The sequence below is a fragment of the Sphingopyxis sp. H050 genome (assembly GCF_001468265.1).
Lineage (GTDB): Bacteria > Pseudomonadota > Alphaproteobacteria > Sphingomonadales > Sphingomonadaceae > Sphingopyxis.
Window position 1 is genome coordinate 23,159 of record NZ_LNRZ01000015.1, and the last position, 18,366, is coordinate 41,524.

23 protein-coding genes are annotated in these 18,366 nt (G+C 60.7%); 4 read left to right on the plus strand and 19 right to left on the minus strand.

Annotated elements, in window-relative coordinates; genetic code table 11:
- Window positions 1-89: 89 nt before the first annotated feature.
- The 6 genes from ATE67_RS20220 to ATE67_RS20245 are packed head-to-tail and all read right to left on the minus strand — an operon-like array spanning window position 90 to window position 7,841.
- Window positions 90-1,406, minus strand: coding sequence for a hypothetical protein (locus ATE67_RS20220; RefSeq protein ID WP_058803396.1), 1,317 nt, complete (start codon window positions 1,404-1,406; stop codon window positions 90-92).
- Window positions 1,396-1,827: a hypothetical protein gene (locus tag ATE67_RS20225; protein ID WP_152998738.1), complete on the minus strand. Its 432-nt coding sequence runs from the start codon at window positions 1,825-1,827 to the stop codon at window positions 1,396-1,398. The genes ATE67_RS20220 and ATE67_RS20225 overlap by 11 nt, the downstream gene beginning before the upstream one ends.
- Before the next feature lie 10 nt (window positions 1,828-1,837).
- Window positions 1,838-4,864 (minus strand): MobF family relaxase, encoded by a 3,027-nt coding sequence (gene mobF, locus ATE67_RS20230; protein ID WP_058803394.1) that lies wholly within the window; start codon window positions 4,862-4,864, stop codon window positions 1,838-1,840.
- 1 nt (window position 4,865) lies between these two features.
- Window positions 4,866-5,162, minus strand: a complete 297-nt coding sequence (locus ATE67_RS20235) for a helix-turn-helix domain-containing protein (RefSeq protein ID WP_082660521.1) — start codon at window positions 5,160-5,162, stop codon at window positions 4,866-4,868.
- Window positions 5,159-7,555, minus strand: coding sequence for a type IV secretion system DNA-binding domain-containing protein (locus ATE67_RS20240; protein WP_058803392.1), 2,397 nt, complete (start codon window positions 7,553-7,555; stop codon window positions 5,159-5,161). The genes ATE67_RS20235 and ATE67_RS20240 overlap by 4 nt, the downstream gene beginning before the upstream one ends.
- Entirely contained in the window at window positions 7,548-7,841 is a 294-nt protein-coding gene (locus ATE67_RS20245; RefSeq protein ID WP_058818294.1) for a ribbon-helix-helix domain-containing protein, read from the minus strand. The genes ATE67_RS20240 and ATE67_RS20245 overlap by 8 nt, the downstream gene beginning before the upstream one ends.
- Before the next feature lie 437 nt (window positions 7,842-8,278).
- On the opposite strand from ATE67_RS20245, the gene ATE67_RS20250 reads away from it, so the two are divergent.
- Complete coding sequence (locus ATE67_RS20250; protein WP_152998736.1) at window positions 8,279-8,617, plus strand: hypothetical protein; 339 nt, start codon at window positions 8,279-8,281, stop codon at window positions 8,615-8,617.
- A gap of 48 nt (window positions 8,618-8,665) precedes the next feature.
- Here the strand turns inward: ATE67_RS20250 and ATE67_RS20255 are convergent, their stop codons facing one another.
- A complete protein-coding gene (locus ATE67_RS20255) occupies window positions 8,666-8,989 on the minus strand; it encodes a hypothetical protein (RefSeq protein WP_321164273.1) in 324 nt (107 codons plus the stop codon).
- Between the two features lie 17 nt (window positions 8,990-9,006).
- Between ATE67_RS20255 and ATE67_RS21575 the strand changes: the two genes are divergently transcribed.
- A complete protein-coding gene (locus tag ATE67_RS21575; RefSeq protein ID WP_146215413.1) occupies window positions 9,007-9,198 on the plus strand; it encodes a hypothetical protein in 192 nt (63 codons plus the stop codon).
- 149 nt (window positions 9,199-9,347) lie between these two features.
- Here ATE67_RS21575 and ATE67_RS20260 read toward each other — a convergent pair whose 3' ends face one another.
- Both ATE67_RS20260 and ATE67_RS20265 read right to left on the minus strand, forming a co-directional pair.
- Complete coding sequence (locus tag ATE67_RS20260; RefSeq protein ID WP_058818295.1) at window positions 9,348-9,914, minus strand: hypothetical protein; 567 nt, start codon at window positions 9,912-9,914, stop codon at window positions 9,348-9,350.
- A gap of 339 nt (window positions 9,915-10,253) precedes the next feature.
- Window positions 10,254-11,246 carry a DUF2493 domain-containing protein gene (locus tag ATE67_RS20265; RefSeq protein WP_058803389.1) on the minus strand — a complete coding sequence of 331 codons (993 nt, stop codon included), beginning with the start codon at window positions 11,244-11,246 and terminating at the stop codon, window positions 10,254-10,256.
- Between the two features lie 681 nt (window positions 11,247-11,927).
- Between ATE67_RS20265 and ATE67_RS20270 the strand changes: the two genes are divergently transcribed.
- The gene (locus ATE67_RS20270; protein ID WP_058456879.1) at window positions 11,928-12,413 is read left to right on the plus strand and encodes a hypothetical protein; all 486 of its coding nucleotides are present in this window, start codon (window positions 11,928-11,930) and stop codon (window positions 12,411-12,413) included.
- 431 nt (window positions 12,414-12,844) lie between these two features.
- Here ATE67_RS20270 and ATE67_RS21580 read toward each other — a convergent pair whose 3' ends face one another.
- Together ATE67_RS21580 and ATE67_RS20275 are read right to left on the minus strand one after the other, a co-directional pair.
- Window positions 12,845-12,985 carry a hypothetical protein gene (locus ATE67_RS21580; protein ID WP_156416645.1) on the minus strand — a complete coding sequence of 47 codons (141 nt, stop codon included), beginning with the start codon at window positions 12,983-12,985 and terminating at the stop codon, window positions 12,845-12,847.
- 304 nt (window positions 12,986-13,289) lie between these two features.
- Entirely contained in the window at window positions 13,290-13,925 is a 636-nt protein-coding gene (locus tag ATE67_RS20275) for a hypothetical protein (RefSeq protein WP_058456878.1), read from the minus strand.
- 160 nt (window positions 13,926-14,085) lie between these two features.
- Between ATE67_RS20275 and ATE67_RS20280 the strand changes: the two genes are divergently transcribed.
- Window positions 14,086-14,322 carry a hypothetical protein gene (locus ATE67_RS20280; RefSeq protein ID WP_058456877.1) on the plus strand — a complete coding sequence of 79 codons (237 nt, stop codon included), beginning with the start codon at window positions 14,086-14,088 and terminating at the stop codon, window positions 14,320-14,322.
- Between the two features lie 37 nt (window positions 14,323-14,359).
- Here the strand turns inward: ATE67_RS20280 and ATE67_RS20285 are convergent, their stop codons facing one another.
- The 8 genes from ATE67_RS20285 to ATE67_RS22120 all read right to left on the minus strand — a co-directional run bounded on the left by ATE67_RS20285 (window position 14,360) and on the right by ATE67_RS22120 (window position 18,263).
- Window positions 14,360-14,695, minus strand: coding sequence for a single-stranded DNA-binding protein (locus ATE67_RS20285; protein WP_058456876.1), 336 nt, complete (start codon window positions 14,693-14,695; stop codon window positions 14,360-14,362).
- Between the two features lie 476 nt (window positions 14,696-15,171).
- Window positions 15,172-15,576: a hypothetical protein gene (locus tag ATE67_RS20290; RefSeq protein ID WP_058456875.1), complete on the minus strand. Its 405-nt coding sequence runs from the start codon at window positions 15,574-15,576 to the stop codon at window positions 15,172-15,174.
- Window positions 15,557-15,859, minus strand: a complete 303-nt coding sequence (locus tag ATE67_RS20295; protein ID WP_058456874.1) for a hypothetical protein — start codon at window positions 15,857-15,859, stop codon at window positions 15,557-15,559. Before ATE67_RS20295 ends, ATE67_RS20290 begins: the two co-directional genes overlap by 20 nt.
- A 75-nt stretch (window positions 15,860-15,934) precedes the next feature.
- Window positions 15,935-16,306 (minus strand): hypothetical protein, encoded by a 372-nt coding sequence (locus ATE67_RS20300; protein ID WP_058456873.1) that lies wholly within the window; start codon window positions 16,304-16,306, stop codon window positions 15,935-15,937.
- A complete protein-coding gene (locus ATE67_RS20305; protein ID WP_058803388.1) occupies window positions 16,300-16,815 on the minus strand; it encodes a hypothetical protein in 516 nt (171 codons plus the stop codon). Before ATE67_RS20305 ends, ATE67_RS20300 begins: the two co-directional genes overlap by 7 nt.
- Before the next feature lie 183 nt (window positions 16,816-16,998).
- Window positions 16,999-17,499, minus strand: a complete 501-nt coding sequence (locus ATE67_RS20310; RefSeq protein WP_058803387.1) for a DUF736 domain-containing protein — start codon at window positions 17,497-17,499, stop codon at window positions 16,999-17,001.
- Between the two features lie 203 nt (window positions 17,500-17,702).
- Entirely contained in the window at window positions 17,703-18,053 is a 351-nt protein-coding gene (locus ATE67_RS20315; protein WP_052241788.1) for a hypothetical protein, read from the minus strand.
- 72 nt (window positions 18,054-18,125) lie between these two features.
- A complete protein-coding gene (locus ATE67_RS22120) occupies window positions 18,126-18,263 on the minus strand; it encodes a DUF3768 domain-containing protein (protein WP_152998735.1) in 138 nt (45 codons plus the stop codon).
- Between the last annotated feature and the right edge of the window lie 103 nt (window positions 18,264-18,366).

Sequence of the window (18,366 nt, forward strand, 5' to 3'; positions counted from 1 at the left end):
GGCGCAGGCTCATGCCGACTGCTTCTGGGCATTGGCGGATCGGGCTTGGGAAGGGCTGCCGCTTGAAATTGGAGTTGAAGTGCAGTTCGTCATGTAAGCGCTGATCCTCGGTCCATCTGGTGGTCGAGGCTGGCTTTGGCCGACCGGTGCTCCTTTATTTGCTGGCTGAAGCCTCGAGCCGACTGGAACGTGAATAACGCCAGCGCAACGGCGGCAGCACCGGCAATGAATGCGGTGATGTAGAAGCTCATTGCGGGAACATTCATCCGAGCCAGATATTGTGGGTCGTTGATCACACTCATCTCGTGGGCGAGGAGTATGATGCTGCCAAACATCAGGGCCATCCGGATCGCTATCGTGCCGGCGTGTGTAATCAGCCGGCTTCTCGCAATGGATTCGCGCTGGCGAGCCTCGACGATAGGGTCTGGCGTCGAATTGTACGCTGCTTCGGCTCTATCGGCCTTTCGCTTGCGCCATATGGCGCGCCCCTGGGCAACGAACTGGGTAAACTCTCTGGGTCCGTTGTTTTCGGCAATAAGCCGCTCAAGGTGCCGATACTCAGCCTCGGCGGCTTCCTGATTCCTATAATAGATTGCTGCACTGAAGACCGATTCCATTCTTGCAATGATATCGTGTAGTGTTTGGTTAGGGTTGAAACATTCGTTCACTCGGGGGTGCAGTACCCAGTCGTGCCACTGTTCGTATCGGTTGGTACAAGCAAAGTATGAGTTAGGGCGTGTGTCCCAGTCGATATAGCGGATCTTGTGGAAGCGATTTTGGCTCCGGTAAGCCGCAACCCGTTGACGGGCTCGGTGATGAAATGCTTCGACGCTCATCAACTGCAGCGGCCCGATCAGGGCCTCGATCTTTGCTAGGTGAGCGTCACAATTGTAGATGCAGTGCTGGAGGTGCTCGAGCGTGAAGTCTTCATAGAGCGCCTTTACCTCTCGCAGGAGCGCTCCCTCGTTCAGCATTTTTGAGGTCCAGCAATGGACGCCCGTTCTTTTACCGAGAAGTACATTAAGGGGGATATCGAGCTGTCGTCCCTCATCGCAGTATTGCTGGATCATCCTTGGTGCTGTCACGTCGCGAAATTCGGCATCGAGGCCGCGATTGACGAGAACGCGGATTTTGGTCTGAGAAAGCTCAAAGCAGCCCGCGATTTCTCGTACCGACTTTCCGGCCCTATGCTCTTTGAAGACCCGGCGTGCCAGATTGTTTGCCGCTTCGCCCTTCAAGTAGCTGTTGGGTGATCTGCGCTTGAACTCGCTCGTTTTCTGAACGGTACTTTGACCGCCGGCATTGCGGATGTGGAGATCGCGCAGATCAACCTTTTTGTGCTGCGCCCCGTCCTTCGCCCCACGCTTGCTTCCGACGGTCCCTGCGTCTTTGTATTCAAGCGCCATGCCTCTTCTCCTTCCTGGTTATGATGTTGACCGCATCTTTCCGGGGCTTTGCCCGACCCCTGCGCAGCGGGATAAAGGCAACGGCGCACCGCTCCCAAGGAGGAGCCGCCCGCTGCGCCACCAGCCTCACAAAGGCGGCCGCGATCGTGCCCACCAGAACTGCGACAAGGATCATCAGACCTATCGCCACCAACTCGGCGGCCATTTTCTGGTTATGGAGGGCGGCTCGCAGATCAGCGCATCCCTGAACCCCGTACGTATTGAGGTCGCAGACCACAAAGCTGTCCCCGCCAGCGGCACGCGCAATCTCCGAGAGTCCTGCCTCGTTCACCAGATTGGTCAGGGTCAGCTGCTGCGTGAGGTGAATCTCGAAAGTGTCTGAAGGCGGCGTGCCCGCTTTGGCATGGCCCATCTGTGTCACGATCTTCCTCCTATCGGCTGCGTTCGATGTTGCGTTCGGGCACATCGAGCTGGGGCGTTGCCCGAAGGCTCGCCGGATCGATCCGTGAGGCATTTGCTTGCCTGTCCTCGGGCGCCCTCAAATGATCGGGAATTGTGGGCCGGAATTCGCCAGCCTCGCGGCCGCTGCGCTTGGCCTCGACCTGCTTTTCGCCGAGGGTTTCGAGTGCGCTGGTCTTGTCGCCCGGGTTGCGGCCGATCTGTGCGAGAAGCCGATCGCGGTCGTTGGTGACGACTATGATGTCGTCGCGCACCCGGGTCATCATGACGAGCGCCAGACGCTGGTTCGACAAGTGCCTGGCCGATGAGTGCATCTCACCGATCGCCATGTCGCGCGTGTCGCCCTGCGCCTGATGCATGTTGATCGCATAGGCCAGGCCCATGCGCTCGAGCATGCGGTCATTCTGCTTGAGTTCTACGATCTCGCCTGCCTTGTTCTCGAGCGTGACGATCCCATCCCTGATCCCGAGGATCCTCGCCTCCTCGGACTTCATCAGCCCCCTGGCATCATCCTTTTCGGTCCAGCGGATCTTGTCGCCCTCGTAGATTGTCTCCTTGTGCTTTTCGGAGAGCCTCAAGGCATCGCGCTTGTCCGAAGGGTCGATCGCCGCCGGATCGAATTTGATCAGCTTGCCGCTTTCATCGCGCAGCATGACCCGGCCCTTCACGTCTATGCTTTCGACATCGTACCGCCCCCGAACAAGCCCTCCGGGGGCGTTCTGGCGCGTCACTTCGAGCAGCTGGCCCTTGCTGTAGGTCGAGGCGTAGCGCAGCTCCTCGCGCGTCGCATGGGCCGGGAGGAGCGTGGTCAGCCTCAGCCCTTCCCCCTGGATCGCCCCTTCTGCCTTTAGGCCCTGCTGGACCATCCGGTTGAGTTCGCCGCGCGCTGCACGACCCGATGAGTAGATCGCGGTACGCTCGCGGTCTTCTGGCGATAGCTCCAGCCATTTCTGCGCGGTGACCTTGAGGTGGTCTGCGCCAGCTTCGACCACACGCTCGCCAAGCGAGGCAAAGCTTTCCTTGAACATTCCGGCGCGCGCGAGGCCAGCGGCTTCCTTCATATGTTCGGTGCGCTGCCGAAGGCTGGTATCGATGCGGGCTATGGCGGGGTTATCGGACTGGATCAGCGAAAAGCTTTTGCCCGCCTCGATCGGCTGCAGCTGGGCCCGGTCTCCGATCATGACCAGCTTTTCAACCCCAAGCCGGTTGGCGATCGTGAGCAGGTCATTCATCGGCTTGTTCGCAACGAGCGAAGCCTCGTCCAAGACCAGCACTTTGCCGCGCAAGGTCTCTCGTGATGCCTCGAACTTCGGACCTGAGCCCTCAAGCGTGGGCCGCAGATGCTCATTCACGAAGGATGAGACGGTTCTTGCTGTGATACCCTGCCTGACAACCTCACCGTCCGGCCCCCGGATCGCTGTATCGCTGCGAAGATCGCTCACCATCTTGTTGGCAAAGGCGAGCCCGATCACCTCCCTTCCCTCCTGATGAGCTACGCTTGCGATGGCCGAAATGATTGTCGTCTTGCCTGCGCCCGCGACACCCTGGATCACGATCGTGCGGTCCTTGCTGGCCAGCGCCAGAGTTCCCGCGGCAATCTGCTCGGCATTGAGCTCGTGGGTGCCCGCTACTTGCCGCAAGCGCCCGGGTGCCTCGGCAGCTTCAATGATGGCCTGGCCTGCGCCCTTTCCGGCGGCGACATTGGCAAGGGTTGCCCGCTCGATTGCGACATGCTCGGGCGTGGTGAATCTCTCAGGCCTGCCATCGAGCCTGTCGCTCTTGCCCTCGAGCACCCTCCCGTCGGCCACCAACACGCCAATCCTCGCTTCAACCCCATCAGCGGTCACACCCTTCACCCCAAGGTCGAGCGCGGTCTTGACCAGCTCGCCCCGGGTCCAGGAGGTTTCACGTTCGCCGATGATCCTGATCGCAGAAGCGGTTGCCATCTCAGTGCGCAGCTGCGTGGGCGTCAGAGTGATCCGTTGCAGGCCATTGGTTGTCAGTGTGTCTGCTGGCCGAGTGTAGAGCTTGGCGCTGTCGCGGAGCGCACTAAGAGTCTCCTGGACACGCTGCGGCGACCCCAAAGGGCTTTCACGCCCCTCGGAGCCGCGTTCCCGCGCCTGTTCGACCAGCGCCTTGGCATCGAACCCCAGCCCGGCAGCGCGCCTCGCCCATTCCTGCCGAAGCGCCTGCTTATCATCCGGATTGAGCTTGGGATCGCGGGTGCGCTTGGTGATTTCACGCAAGGCTTCTGTGTCGTTAGCGCTCTTCCCGAGTTTCTCGGCCGTTGCCAGAATGGTCAGGCGACGCTGGCTGAAGGCTTCGATCACATCGCGCGCCACGCCCTTGATCTCGAACTGGCCGTGCTTGCCCGTGATCTGGGTTTCGTAGCCGAGCTTCTCGAGGTTCGTCCGCAGCGCGGCGTTGTAGATGGAGCCAAGGACTGTGTTGTTCTTCCAGATCTCTCCGTTCCACAGCGCCTTCCAGTTGCCATCCTTGTCTTGGGTCATCGCGGCAATGACAGCATGGGTATGGTTCTGCGGGTCCAGCGCCCGGCTCGTGTCGTGCTGGAACAGGGCATAGAGGAGCTTGCCTGTGACCACGCCCTCGCCGTTGGCATTGCGCGAACGATCGCGGGCCTGCGCATAGTGCTTCTCGAGATAGGCCATGGTCGCCTTGACGGCGGCCTGCTGTGCATCGAGAATCCGTTTGTCGCCGCCCAACTGCGCCAGCAGGCTGGCTGACTTCGGCATCGAGAATGTGAGGTCTATGCCCGAGCGGCGGTTTGCATTGCCATTTACGACCGTGTCATCGGGCAACTTGCCATCGAGGACTTTTTCGAAGTCTTCCTTGGCAACTGGGCCTGCAAGCCCGAGCGCTTTCGCGCCCTCGCCACCCCATTCGCTAAGCTCGGCAGGACCATCGCCGACATAGTAGTCGTCCTTGGCAAAGTAGTTTGCGGCGCCGCCTGCAGATGCGACCGATGCGACCGACAGCATCTCAGGCCACCCTTGCCTGCTCATGCTGGAACATCGGCCGCGAAGCATCGCCCAGCAGAAGCCAGGCGGCATCGATGCGGAACTGTTCGCAGATGGCAGCGATCAGGCTGGAGGGCGGATCCCTGTGCCCACCTTCATAGTTCTTGATGGTCTTGTCCGCGATCCCGAGCTGCAATGCCATCACGTGCTGGGAGATACCCAGAGCCGCTCGGACGGTCTTTATCCGCCGCCCGATCGTACCGGCACAATGCGGGCACATTGACGGGGACACATGGCCAGTTTGCGCGGCCGCGCTCATCGCCCAAGCTCCTGATCATCGTCGATGGAAGGGTCCTGACGGCTCTGCTTTTCGTTGCCGATGCCGCGCATGTTCTCTTTGGAAAGCTCGCTCTCCTGCGCGTCTGCCCTGCTGTTCTGCGCTCGCCCCTTCGGCCCTTCGATCTTCGCTTGCGCGCCGCGCTCTTCGCTGTCGCGCATGGCAAGGTTTTGCCGGTCGCGCTGGTCCTTCTTGCCAGGGCGGTTATAGCCATACAGCTCCCCTTGCGCTGGCTTTCGCTCGAAGTCTGCCCGCTCCTCTTCATCCTCAATCTTGCGTGTTACCTCCTCCTCGGTCAGCTCGCGCTCAGGGTTCAATGGCCCCTCGATCGCCTCCCTCAGCTGCTGCGCCGCCCGCTCAGCCTCACTCAGCGCGACCTCTTCGCGATCCTTCCGCTCCTTAGGCGCGATGTCAGGTTGTGCGCCTTCCCTATCCCCACCCCCCAATTCCGCGATATCCCCGGACGGTGGGATGTATTCGGCGGCGCGCATGTCGGTGACACGCTCGAAACCCTTGGCGCGGGGTTCGTAATCCTTCCACGTCAGCCTGATCCTGGCAGCGGGGAAACCGTCGGGGAATTTCACGAACCCGTGCATGCTGGGCAGGTCGCTGATGTCGACCGGCATGACGAGTTCTTCGACGTTGGTACGAGGCGTGATCGTCGAGGCGTCGCGGTTGTCATTATAGCCGTAGGAATAGGCTTCATCCATGATCCGGACCTGACGGTTGCCAATGAACTCGGAGCATCGCCGCGACGTCTCGGGATCGGCCGTCTTGAGGATCAGTTTGGTGCCCGCCAGCGAGGCCAGATTGGTAGCTCCGTTCTCGCCATAGGTTTCTTCAAGCTTGTCGAAGGAATGCATGCCAAGCACGAAGGCTCCGCCAAACGCGCGGGCGGTCTGAAGACCATGATCGATCGCCGGGAGACGATGCAGCGCATGGACTTCGTCGATGAGAAACCAGGTGCGCAGATCTCGGGTCCGTCCCATGTGGAACAGCGCATTGACGGCCAGGTCCATCCACAGCGTCAAAAGCGGGCGATTGAGGACCAGGTCCGGGTGCGTGGAAGTGATGAAAAGGATCGACCCTTCCTTGACCTCGGTGGTCATCCAGTTCTTGATTGAGAAGCCGGTTTCGCCCGGAGGAGGTTCGGGCAGGAAGCGGAAAACATTCGCATTGGCGATGAAGGTGGTCCGGATCGACTCTGCCATTTTGGCAGCGGCGGGTGACATCATCGGACCTGCGATCGTGCCTTCAAGTTGAGCATGGATCGTCTTCAGATCCGACTGCATCAGGAAGTAGGAAAGCGCGCCATTTGAGCGCACGCCCATCTTGATCATTTTGACGCACATCTCGACGAACAGGGTGCGTGCCGACTTCTGCCAGAAGTCATCTTCCGCGCTATGGCCGCTGGGAACCAGCGCTGTCGCAGCGCTCATGAATTCGGCGTAATTGTCGCAGTCGTTGAAGATCGACCATGGCACGCAGCGGCGATCCATCGGGTTGAGGATGATGTCCGTTTCGGCATCATAGAAGCTTTCGACGAAGGTGCCGGTCAGATCGAAAATGACGCAGCGATGCCCGCGTTCACGCGCCTGCGTGACGATCTTCTTCAGCTCGGTCGTCTTGCCAGCACCGGTAGTACCGATGAACATCGCATGGCTTTGCTCAAGACGCCAAGGAACCGGCACACCTGCCAGGCGGTAAGGCGCATGCAGACCCGCCCGAACACGGTCCTTCAAGGGCTCTGCGAGGATCTTGTCGGGGTCCACTGGTGGCGTGCGCTTGCGGCACTCGCTGATATGCGCTTTCCAGTTATGGCTGGTGATGGCTTGGGCCAGTTCGCTGTGTGTCACAAGCACGGCCCCCCGCTCATGGCGCTCGGTCAGAATGTCGGTGCCGCGCCGTTTCGAAAAGTCGACGAACCAGACGGTCAATGGGACGCAGATAAAGGCTGCACCAAGACCCGCAGAAATGCTGACCTGCACAGCCTTGGCCCACGCCCTTTCCACTGCAGGATGATAGGGCACCATGGACATGGTGCCTTGCACCATCTGACCCGATGGAAGCGTCAGGTTTACAGGCTTGTTCGGATTGAGCTGAACCCAGCCCCAAGCCTCGGCGTAGAGCTTCATAAGCACGAGCTGCACCTCGTGGTTCTTGAAGGTCAAACTGACGAGGGCACACAGCAGAAGAATGGCGGTTCCGACCCAGACGTAGAGGGGCATTCTGATGCCCGCCCAGGTCATCAGGATTTCATGGTGGAACAGCTGCGATCCGCGCGTGAAATTGCCTGCGTTCCGCTTCACTTTTCCGCGCGCGGAAGCGTGGGTGAGAGTGGCAGCTTTTTTGCTGAACCTGATGTCTTCAGCCATGATGCTCTCGCACGTTGGAGAGCGCCTGAGCGATCAGGTGTTCGGCATCAGCCGGATATTGCTCCTGGACGATGAGCGAGAGCGCAAGCTGGGTATGCTCGAGGATTGTAACAGCCCGCTCGGCATTGAGCGATAGTCCCGCCTTCAGGAGCGGAATACCGACTTCAAGGGCAATGCGGATGGCTTCTGACCGCGATACACCGCGGCTTGCCGCAAGTTGATCGACGACGTCGATCATCCTTGGGCTGAGCGTTACACCGACGCTCTGAAACTGTTTCTTTTCCACTACCACACCTTTTCAGGCGTGGTTCGTCTATCGCAGGACCGAGTATATAACGCTGCAGCCCCCTTGCCAAGAGCTTAGAAGATGCAGCCCGGTGCAGCGCTAAGCCCCTGTATTTTTATATTTATGATGGAGCACTGGACGGTATGCAGCGGACTGCACCGTGCGAATTTCGAGCAAAATCTTACCTAACTGATTGTGAAATATGCAGAACTTCGCTGCATCAGCCTACCGCGCAGCGGTGTACGGTGTGCATAAAATTAGGGACTTAGGCCCTGTGCTAGGTTCAGTGCCATAGGGGGATCACTGGCCCAGCTGGTCTTCCGGGGGGAATGTGCCGGCGAGCCGGACTCGCGAACTGACCACAGACGTTTGGCCTGCCTCTGTGGACCGCTGTGTCACGTCATTGGCACCACGTTCGATCAAGGTGGGCGTCCAATTTGGGCATGCTTCGAGATGAAGTATCGCGAGAGCAGCAAGCAAAAAAATGCCTCGAACAGACCCTGCGATTGGTGCATCTTCGCATGGTCTTTCAAGGCTTGGAGGAATGCGCAATGGTGTCGAAACTTGAACGCGAACGATCTGCCCTGGCAGCAGCGGAAAAGGAGCTGGAGGAGCGCCGGCAGAAGCTTGCAGAGCTTGAGCGTGAGGAAGCAGAACGAGAGCTGAATCGGCTCATCAAAAAGGTCGGTCAGGATACGGCGATTGCCCTTCTGGAGCTAGCCGTCAAAGTGAAGCCAAAGGTAGCGATTTCTGCTCTCGAAAAGCTCGGCGGGTGAGGCCTGATTTTTGCCGAGTTGGGCGGCGGTGACCACCGCCCTGTCTCGTCAGAATTCATCGGCCATTTTGCCTGTAGCGGTGTAGACGATCTGATCGATCAGGTGCATCGGCAGCTCGCCATAGTCTCCCTCCTCAATGAGGATGTACCCGTCCCGGGTCTCGACGACATGGACGTCGAAGAATGTGTGGTAGGAGCGCCGCTCAGCTTCGAGCGTTTTTTCATCAAGGGCGATGATGTTGGGATTGATCTGGCGAAGCACTGAAATGTCGTCTTCGTAGCTTTCTGTTGTGTAGCACATGACCTTGCCTCCTGGCGCTCGGCGGCTCGTCCGCCATGCCATGAAACAGCGCCCCGTCAGTGTGCTGGTCACCGGAGCGAAGCGGAGGCTTGACCGCTAATTTTTCGATGGTGCGGAAGCCGGCGCAGCACGGCTTCTCGGTCGGGAAATTAGTGGTTGACCAGTATGCTGGCGGGGTGCTCATGGCGATGGTGGTGGACGTGCCTGCGGCGGGAGGCATGCGTTACCAGCGACTTCGCGAAAGCTATGTGCCGGAATGTGGTTGTTCGGCAGTGCCGTGACCCAGGGGGCATGAAAAAAGGGCACCGCGGCAACGTGCCGGGCACCCTTTTCCACCTCGATCCTGCAGGAGGCAATTTGCAGATCGAGCGTTAAACATGGCGACGAGTTCAGTCGGTTCGTGGCTGCTCGTGAACTGCTGTCCGGATAGTCATGAGGTCCATTCGAGCAGCGGATGTTGCTCTCCACAATCGGTGGCGGCGATGAACGCGAGGCTTTCGAAGAGCGGAGTGATTCCTGCCTTGGCGAAAGCCGCATAAGTCCGGTGATCCTCGAGCGCTGTCCCAAGCTTTTGCAGGGACAGTTGGCCAGATTCTTGGCGGTGGTAGCCAAGCGAGGTGAGCACCTTTGCAGCAAGGTCGCTGCTCATTGTGATGTCGCCTACCAGTGCAATGTGCTCACTCACCCGCATCGTGATCGGTGCGTCGTATTGGTGGTGCTCGATCCGCAGCATTCGTCCAAGAAACTGTGCTTCCTCGACGATCGCGATCATTTCCGGGCGATGGTCGAAACAGGATGCGAACTCGGCGATCGCAAGCGCGTTGGCATTGATCTCGAAGTTCAGGGGCGCGGCCAGGAATTCGCCTGGGTCTGCATCGATCGTGCTGTTGGCGGTGTGCAGTCTGCGCATCAGTGCTGCGAGCTCTGGCGGGCATATCTGAGCCGGTTTCGAATTGAGCCTTGTCTCGATATCCTTGACGCGGAATGTGACGAGCATCTTTGCCTCCTGTCGCTGCTCGTCTCCTCCATCCCCCTCTTCTTTCTCACTACCTGAGCTGGTGGCAGAATGCCGCCAGGTGGTTCTGGTTCACCCCAAGGATGGCTGGTCGACCCATTGTCCGGGTGTGGCAGTTAGTGCGGCAGCGATGCCCGCAAGATGCAAAGCATCGAGCATGGGCAAGGCGCGCCGAGCCAAGGCACAAGCGCGCCTGATAAACTCAGGGGATCGCGATGCTCGCGTCAGCGGGCGAAGGGGGTTCGATGCCCCCAGAGCCCGCCCCTTGCGCAAAAGAAGAGCGGAAGGCCCCGGGATAAGCCGGAGCCTTCCGAAGAGCGCTCACGCAAAGTTGCGCGACCGAACCTGCGCCTGATCACTGATCCGGCGGATGTGCAGCGGCACGCCTGCCTGACGGAGGCGCTGTGCAAGGTTGGACTGGATGCCCGACCCTTCACCGATGATCGCTTCAACAGGGTTCAGCTTAACGATGCTCTCGTTGCGCAGGAACGGAGCCCGGTTGCCGTGGCGCTGATCGGGGACGAACAGGATCGTGTTGACCCCGTTCTGCTGCGCCCATGCACCGGCCATGGCGTCGACGCCCTTGCGCATGCCGGTCGTGCCCAGGACCATGTTCGGGATCCGCGACTTGATGTCGTCGAGGATAGCCCAGATCATCGCAAAATCGTGCCAATCCTTCTGGCCACCTGACACGATCACCAGCGGGCCATCGGGCTGGAATTGTGCCCTGCGATCCTTGGCGCGTGCGGCGAGGAAATCGCGTGCCTGCACCTGGCTTGCGGTAACCCCGTTCTTGCTGACTTGCGATCCCCGTGCGGCCGTGAAGGGGCGACCGGTTTCGACCCGGTAGACGTCCGCTGCATGATCGCGCATCGCCTCGAGCGCTTCGCGGCATCCTTGCAGTGTCTGGCAGAGCTGTTGTGTTTCCTCGAGCTCGACAGCGTAAATCTCCGAAGGGTCGAAGTGGCGGGCCATTTCGCCCAGCTTCTTTGCAGCATCGTCCTCGCGACCTTCAGCCAGGCGTGCGGTCATGTGGAAGGAGTTGACCATGCCCCAGGCGAGTTGCTGCGCAAATTCCTCCATGCGCGTGTCCTTGAGGACATCGAAGATCGTTCCGATTGCCATCTCCACGGCGCGGCGCGCCATGTCGGGATCCGGCATCTCTGCGGCGATTGGAGCCTCGATGATGTTGAGCTTTGCCAGATCGCTGTGTTCAAGAAACGCTCCGTCATAGGATTCCGTGATCCCTTCACGAGCATCGGCGAGATTGATCCGTGCCTGAGCCAGATCTGCGAACGAATTGAAAAAAGTCATAAAAGCCTCCGATTTTTGAAATCGTCCCCACATTGGGAACAGCCAAAAACCCATCGGGCCGGACGAACCGTGTCAGGGACGGCGAGCTCGTCTCGCCGCCGCCATGGCGGGCGTGGGGGAACCGATTTTCTGCCAAGCGTGGCGCGAGCGCAGCGAGACAGCCGCGATTGCTGAAAATTGGGGGGACCGCGATCCTTGACCAAGGGGCGGCCGCCGATAGGTTTCGGCAGGTGTTCCTGTGTGTGTGGAAGAGACGTTCCCGCCCTCGAGCAGGTGAGACGAAGGCAGGGCCGGTCAGGCGCTTCAGCGCCACACCGGGCCGCCCCTTCGGCCCTGCGAAGGGGTTACAGCGGGAACTCCCCCCATCTTGAGAGACCGTTTGGCGGGGCTGGTCGCAAGACGACGGACTGTCAGGGATGATGCCGCAAAGCGGGCATCACCGCCACGCGGGCGGTGAAGGCAAGCGCAGCGACAGCCTGAGCCGATCCTTGACCGGACGGAGGATACCGAATGACCCGCCTGCTCGCAGCAGCACGCATTACGGTCGGAAAGCTCCGAGCGCGAACGCCTTCCTGGCAAGGAAAGGCGCGTTCGCGGGTAAGGGGCGCTGCCCTGCCCGCATGGGCGGCACTTAGCGAACGAGCCCATTGTCGGAGCCCGCATTGACGCTATGTTCGGGCCATGGCCGTCTGGCAGTTCGTCATCAACCTCATCCCTGCCTCTGCGGCGCGTATCGCAGGGGTCCACGCAGCACGGATGAGCCGCGGGCAGCTCGAGGAAGTTGTTCTGGCACTGCCCATCGCAAAGGCGGATGCGCTGTTCGCAAAACTCGACATGCTGCTGCCCGAGAAGCCGCGATCGTACACCGGTCTCCGGGTGTGGGGTGACGAACCTGCGGACGACATTCAGGTGAGCTTCGATGACGAATTCATCGAAGAAATCCAGGTCCGCTTCGACGCGGCAGATCTCTCTTTGCCTTTGGTCGGCGGGGTCTGCGACGTCGCGCGGCAACTCGACTGCGTCTTTGCAACGCCGGAGGGTGCGATCATTCAGCCAAGCAGGGAAGCTGTCGTCAGGACGGTTCTGCAATCAGACGCAGCGCATTTCGTGAGAGAGCCACAGGGCTTCATCGAAAAGGCGGTCCGTCTGGATCAGGAGGACCGATAGGGTCCATACCAGTGGCGGGCCACATTAAGTGACGAGCAGGAGCCGTACTTGAAGCAGACCGGCAGCTTCGTGCAGTTTGCCGCGGAAACGACAATAGCCGAGATGGCTGCGGCGGCGGTGTCTATGCACAGTTCGCACAGCAGATTCTGGCAATCTTGATCTCACCTGATGCCTCCTTGGCCAACACCTCGGAAAGAGGGACGGCTTGTTGCGGAAAGACTTGATGAATGCCTCGATGGCACGGCTTGCACACAGCATGTCGATGAGCTTCATCCGTGTATCGCTTATCGCCACGCTCAAAATCATGATGAGTGTCCGCACATCCGTCGCTAAGCGTTATGCTGCAGCGTGCGCAAACGGAATTCTCTTCGCGCGTTTTCTTGCGCCGTTTGCGCTCCGACCCACTGACGTTGGCCATATCTCATCTCCTTTCAAAGGTCTGATAAACGAAGAAGTTTGAAACGTGAAATCGCGCGCGGCAACTCGGCCGCGAGCGGCGGAACCGAGAGCCGGCGGGCCATCAGAAACGCAATGCCCCGGCGCAGCCCGAGCCGCTTGAGAGCGCCGCTCATCAGGCGGCAGCGCGCAAGCGTGGCCAGCGGCCAAATGCGTCAGCGATCGTCACCTGAAGGACCGAGACCTTTCAGGGGCTCGGTGAAGCCTTGGGTGCGCGAAGCCTTCGTGAAGACGGGGCCGCAGCGCACGGGGCGGAATAGAGCGCGATCCCGGCCAGAGGTCGGGAGACGCCACCCACTGTTTATCCTGCGAGGGGGCAACCAAGTTTGAAGCAAGGCCGCTTGCATGACGGTAGCCTCATGCAAGGCGCGCGTACGGAAGATGATACATCAACCACTCCGCTTGCCAGAGCACCATTTCCTAGCCAGAGGTCCGTCGCGCCGCTGCAGCTTCCTCATTTGAGGGGCGCCTTTCGCCAGCATCTATGCGCGCTTTGGCAGCTTCCCAGATGGCTGGTATTTCATCGAAAGCCGCTTCGCCTGCTTCCCAGTAGTATTGGAAGAATGCCTGGATCAGCGGCAGCCGGACCGAGTAGAGGTCATCGGTTGCAAAGCCAATGTCGAAGCGGATGATGGGCGCGAACGGGTAGCTTCGGTTGGTGGGTTCGATCTCGGGGTTAGTGGCGAAGGCGAGCGATTTTTCGATCACCTTTTCTCTCAAGATTTCATAGATCGGCTCAATGCCCTGGTCCCATTCGACGTCTTCGATGGCCTTGGTTAGGCGATCGAGCGTTTCGCTCCGCGAGGCCCATGCCTCATCGGGAAGGGTTCGGATGGCGGCTATGATCGCCTTTTGTTGTGCGTCGAGCACGGTTCGGGAGAAGTCGCGCCATTCGTCCCAGATGGCTTCGTCGTCGTGGACGTGGTTCTGAGCTGAACTGAAATACTCGGTCAGCGCTTGTCGGACGATTTCGGATCGATCGTGCCGCTGGTACTGGGCTGCGTTATCCAGATGCTCCTCGAGCTGTTCGTCGAGATTTACCCTAAAGAGTGCCATGATGTCATACTCCTCAGCTGCAATGTGCGGGATTATTGCGCTTTTTTGCTTCGGCGCAAAGTGTCTTGTTATTCGGTTTGCGGGTCTTTCTGATCAGGCCGATTGCGCAACCCCGCAGCACGCTTGACAACTAATGTTCTTATGATGTTCTGCCGTGGCTATGGGCAGCAAGCGTCTCGATACGGTGGCCGATCTGGTTCGCCATGGCCTCAACGCACAGGTTGAATGTCTCGCATGCCGCCGCGTTGTGATCGTTCCGGCGGCCAAACTGCGAGACCGATGCTTTGCCAAATCCATCCCGATGAAGCTGGAGATCGTCGCGCGGCACTTGCGCTGCAGCTGCGGTCACCGGGGAACCAAGCTGGACGCCACCGGTGTCCAGCTGTCGCCCCCCTGAAAGGGCTCGGGCGACGCCTGCGCGCCGCCCCTCCCGGTCAGAGAAACTCGACGTTCTCGGCGATGATCTCGCAGCCATAGCGGTCATTGCCTTCGGCGTCCTGCCAGCGCGAGTAGTGGATGCGGCCCGTCACGGCGAGTTGGTCACCCTTGGCCTTGTGCTGGCGCAGCGGGAGCCCGAGGCCATTGAAGACGGTGACCTTGTGGAATTCTGCATCCTTGACCGGGTAGCCGGTTCCCGGATCCTTCTGGACCTTGCCGTCGCGGATGACCGGACGCTCGGTCACGAGGATCAGTTCGGTGATGCGGGTGTCGCTGCGGTCGCGGGCAACGGGATCCTTGGCGAGACGGCCGACGAGGTTGACGATGTTCATTGCATGAGCCTCCTTGGTGCCGACGGCTCGTCCGCCGGTGCCCTTATCGAGCCTCGGCGAGAGAGCTGGGACACCGCGCGCTGCGGCGCGCGGGAAACCTCAGAAAGCGAGATGGTGCGGGCAGCCCGGCTTGCCGGGCAACACGGCTCGCATTTCTGCAGGTTGGCCCTAAGCTCGACCAGAGAGGCAGGGGCACTGGGCGGCGGACGTGCTGTTGGCACAGGAGCTTATCGCACGCCTGGACATCGACCTCGCCGCGTCTCGGCTCGCAGGAGCTTGCTGTCGACGGTGATGATCGCAGGATCGATCGCCCGTCCTCACCGATTTTAGGGAGCGAATAGACTCTTTGTGGCTGTCGTCCGGAAGACCCGATTTTGGCTACCTGGGGTGCCGATCCCCGAAGTTGCCGCCATACTGGCCTTGATGCGGGGTCAGACATGGCTCCAAGGGGGCTGCCTGTCTCTGCGTTGCGGCAATCAATCGCGATCGACGGCAGCGGCGCCCCAGGCTGCGATGGCATCGATGGTCTTTGCCGTGAACCGCGGTGGGAGTCGTCCGGCAATGTACCCGGGCTGCTTCATCAGGGGTCTGATGTCGAACCCGGGCCAGGTGAACCGGTTGAATTCCGAAACGACAATGGCGCTGCCCGGAGCGAGCCCGGCTGCGCGTGCGATCTCATCGGGGATTGCGACAGCGTTCTTGCGCCCCTCGCCCTTGGTCGTGATCGCCGCGACCAGGTAGCGTGACCCTTCCACACCAACGACGACGACAAAGCGTTCCTTGACGCCTTCGTCGCGGCCCCGTCTCTGCTCTTCCTCGAAGAGATAGACGTATCGGAGGATATGGCCTGCGGCGGGGCGGTCAGTCTTCCCAGCGGTCATTGGCGAGTTCACTGGCCGAAGGCCGTGCATTAGCGAAAGCCTTGCGATCGGCTTCGGTCATGTCGGACGAAGCGACAGCTTCGATATTCATGTGGCCGGCGATCACACCGCGTGCTGCCTGTTCAAGATGGCGGAAATATTCGCTATCTGCGATGACATGTCGCTCGCGCCCATGGCTGGTGAGGACGACCGGCTGTTTGGTTGCGAGATCAAGGAACTCGCCGGTGTTGTTGTGAAACCGGGTCAGGGGAATCCTGGGGTGCTCATTCGCCGTCGCTGGCATGGTGGTATCTCCTCTTGGCACCAAAATAGCAATTATTGCCAAAATAGCAAGATTTCTGTGGCGACGCTTGCCGCGCTAGCCGTCCACCTCTGCCGCCAGCAGCTCAGGCAACAAGGGGACGAGGCCCGCATCAATCGCAAAGCCCAGTGTCCGTGCGAGGCGGCAGGCTCGCGCGATTGACCCGTCTGGAACATCTAGCGCCGTTTCAATGTGCCCAAGGGTTTCACCAGCGCATGGCTCACAGACCGCGTGAAGCTTGCCCGGCTCTGCGGTGATAGCAAACGGCCAGGTCATCGCGACACCGACAACCCTCTCATCGAGGATGAGCAGCGTATCCCCAGCAGCAATAGTCTCGTCGGTCTGCACGGCGTCGTAGGCATTGCCCGTCGAGGCGAAGGCATGGATTCGCCAGGCGCTGAAGGCGAAGCGCTCGCTGTCGGTCAGCATGGCACGGCCCCTTCGGAAAAGGCGCGCTGTGCCGCTTCCGGAAAGGCTGCGGTGAGGTTGCGATGGATCGGCCCGGAGGATTCTGGAAAGAATGCCCCGGTGGTGCTCGGCCGTGTGATCCGCAGCGCGCTTGCGACGGCATCCACGACGAAACTCACAAGCTGATCGCTGGCCGTCAGCTTGCTAAATTCAGGCGGTGCGAACCCGGCCTGATGCCAGAAGGCGATGCCGATCTCGAGGGTCTCGAGATAGCTGGCATGGCTGCCATCGTCCTGTTCGTCGTCGACGCTCGCCTCGACCGTCCGGTAGGTCCCGAAATCATGGGCGTTAGCCTTGATCCGCAGGGTGATCCCGGCGGGCGGAGGCCCGGCGACCGCGATCAGCGCAGCCCTGTAGAGCGTGACTTCTGCGGTATTCACGAGGTCGAAGTTCGGGGTGTGGCCGATCTGCGCGCAGTCTTCGTTCCACGGAGCCCCGCCAAGATCGAGAGTCCAGTTTGTCTGTGCCATTCAAGCCTCCTTTGCTTGAACGGCACCTCCCCCTTCTCTTTCGCAGGCAGAGTTTCCGCTGCAGGTCGGCTCGGCTTGCAAGCACCGGGCAAAGAAAAGGCCCGCCCGCGACGAATGCGCGGACGGGCCTTCCCGATGTGACCGGCGCGGGTCGCGGCACCGGTCACGGGGGGCTTGTCCCGGTCAGGCGTCGACGCTCGCGCGCGTCTTGCCCTTGGGTGCCGGAGCGGTGCTGTCGCCCAGACCGTCGCCGGTGGCAGCACCGCTGTCAACGCTGCGGTCGCTGGCCGGTTCGTCGCCGGTGGCAGTCAGCGGCGGCAGGGCGCCTTCACTCTCGCTGCCGAAGCCGTCGAGCGAGGCCTTGGGCTTCGAGCGGCGCCAGGCGACGTTGTAGCTGCCATCGTTCTGCTGGAACATGGCGACCGGGATCGGCGCCGAGAGGCTGGGATCGTCGATCTGGCCCGAGAGGAAGCACTCGCCGGTCTCGTTCGACGAGTATTCCCAGAGCGCGCCGATCTTGACCCAGCTGCGGCGGTCCGCCGAGAGCGCCATGAGGTCGAACTTGGGTGCCCGCTCGTTGGTGGATTCGAAGGCCCGCAGCGCAACCGTCGCGCTGAAGGTCAGGGTGGTGATGCGGCCGATGTGAACGCCTTCTGCGTTGGCCTTGAGGGTGCCGATGTTCATGTCGAAGTTCTCCTGATGCCGTCCGAACCCCTTGTCCGGAACACCTTCTCCCATCCCCCCTCTCCTCCGGGCCCCTGGCCCGGCCCGTGCGCCAGCCACCGCAGGCGCGCGTCATCCTGTCCAGCCCAGAGGGCTGAGGAGTCTCGATAGTTGGATTGGAGCTGAACCGGCCCTGCTACGAGCCAGGCCCGGTCTGTACCGACCTAAGCTTCGGGCTCGGACCCGTCCTTGATCTGGTTGAGGCGCGCCATGAACGCCTTGGCTTCGAGCTGATTGGGTCCATCGCGCGTGGCGAGGCAGGCCATCCTGTCGATCTCGAGCTGTGCGGCAAGACTTGCCTCGATATGGCAATAGGGCTCGAGCGCGCGGATTGCGTCAACCGCGCGGGGCAGCTCTCCGAAAGCGGTTCCGACCCATACGAGTTCGATTTCCTCCCCGTCTTCGTCAGGAGCGCTCAGAACCTGCGCGAAATAGGTCTGAAGCGGTCGGTCCCATCCGACATAGGCACTGGCAGCAGCAATCCCGTCACGAAGCGGTACTTTGTGCCTGCTCATGCGCTCGTTACCTCCCCACCCTTAACTGGGCCGATGCCCCGCGGCGCACTGACATGTCAGCCCCTGAACTCATCAGTAGTCCGCTGGCCGCATCAGCTTGATGACGCGCTGTGTCATCGCTGGATTGGCCGGATCCTCGGACCCGAATGCCAGTTCGGTGTCGTAATAGATCCTATGCAGGCCGGATCGGCTATGCCGTTGTTCCGTCAAACCCCACGGAGAACGCTACATGGAGAACTCGTCGTCAGATTACTGCCCCAAGACTTCTGTCATTGTCAGCGTTGAGCTCAGCAAGCGCAACTGGCTTGTTGCC

Excerpts from the sequence above, each read along its gene's own strand:
- ATE67_RS20220 (WP_058803396.1), bottom strand. The coding sequence starts at position 1,406 with ATGGCGCTTGAATACAAAGACGCAGGGACCGTCGGAAGCAAGCGTGGG.
- mobF (WP_058803394.1), bottom strand. The coding sequence starts at position 4,864 with ATGCTGTCGGTCGCATCGGTCGCATCTGCAGGCGGCGCCGCAAACTAC.
- ATE67_RS20235 (WP_082660521.1), bottom strand. The coding sequence starts at position 5,162 with ATGAGCGCGGCCGCGCAAACTGGCCATGTGTCCCCGTCAATGTGCCCG.
- ATE67_RS20240 (WP_058803392.1), bottom strand. The coding sequence starts at position 7,555 with ATGGCTGAAGACATCAGGTTCAGCAAAAAAGCTGCCACTCTCACCCAC.
- ATE67_RS20260 (WP_058818295.1), bottom strand. The coding sequence starts at position 9,914 with ATGCTCGTCACATTCCGCGTCAAGGATATCGAGACAAGGCTCAATTCG.
- ATE67_RS20265 (WP_058803389.1), bottom strand. The coding sequence starts at position 11,246 with ATGACTTTTTTCAATTCGTTCGCAGATCTGGCTCAGGCACGGATCAAT.
- ATE67_RS20270 (WP_058456879.1), top strand. The coding sequence starts at position 11,928 with ATGGCCGTCTGGCAGTTCGTCATCAACCTCATCCCTGCCTCTGCGGCG.
- ATE67_RS21580 (WP_156416645.1), bottom strand. The coding sequence starts at position 12,985 with ATGAGCGGCGCTCTCAAGCGGCTCGGGCTGCGCCGGGGCATTGCGTTT.
- ATE67_RS20275 (WP_058456878.1), bottom strand. The coding sequence starts at position 13,925 with ATGGCACTCTTTAGGGTAAATCTCGACGAACAGCTCGAGGAGCATCTG.
- ATE67_RS20280 (WP_058456877.1), top strand. The coding sequence starts at position 14,086 with ATGGGCAGCAAGCGTCTCGATACGGTGGCCGATCTGGTTCGCCATGGC.
- ATE67_RS20285 (WP_058456876.1), bottom strand. The coding sequence starts at position 14,695 with ATGAACATCGTCAACCTCGTCGGCCGTCTCGCCAAGGATCCCGTTGCC.
- ATE67_RS20290 (WP_058456875.1), bottom strand. The coding sequence starts at position 15,576 with ATGACCGCTGGGAAGACTGACCGCCCCGCCGCAGGCCATATCCTCCGA.
- ATE67_RS20295 (WP_058456874.1), bottom strand. The coding sequence starts at position 15,859 with ATGCCAGCGACGGCGAATGAGCACCCCAGGATTCCCCTGACCCGGTTT.
- ATE67_RS20300 (WP_058456873.1), bottom strand. The coding sequence starts at position 16,306 with ATGCTGACCGACAGCGAGCGCTTCGCCTTCAGCGCCTGGCGAATCCAT.
- ATE67_RS20305 (WP_058803388.1), bottom strand. The coding sequence starts at position 16,815 with ATGGCACAGACAAACTGGACTCTCGATCTTGGCGGGGCTCCGTGGAAC.
- ATE67_RS20310 (WP_058803387.1), bottom strand. The coding sequence starts at position 17,499 with ATGAACATCGGCACCCTCAAGGCCAACGCAGAAGGCGTTCACATCGGC.
- ATE67_RS20315 (WP_052241788.1), bottom strand. The coding sequence starts at position 18,053 with ATGAGCAGGCACAAAGTACCGCTTCGTGACGGGATTGCTGCTGCCAGT.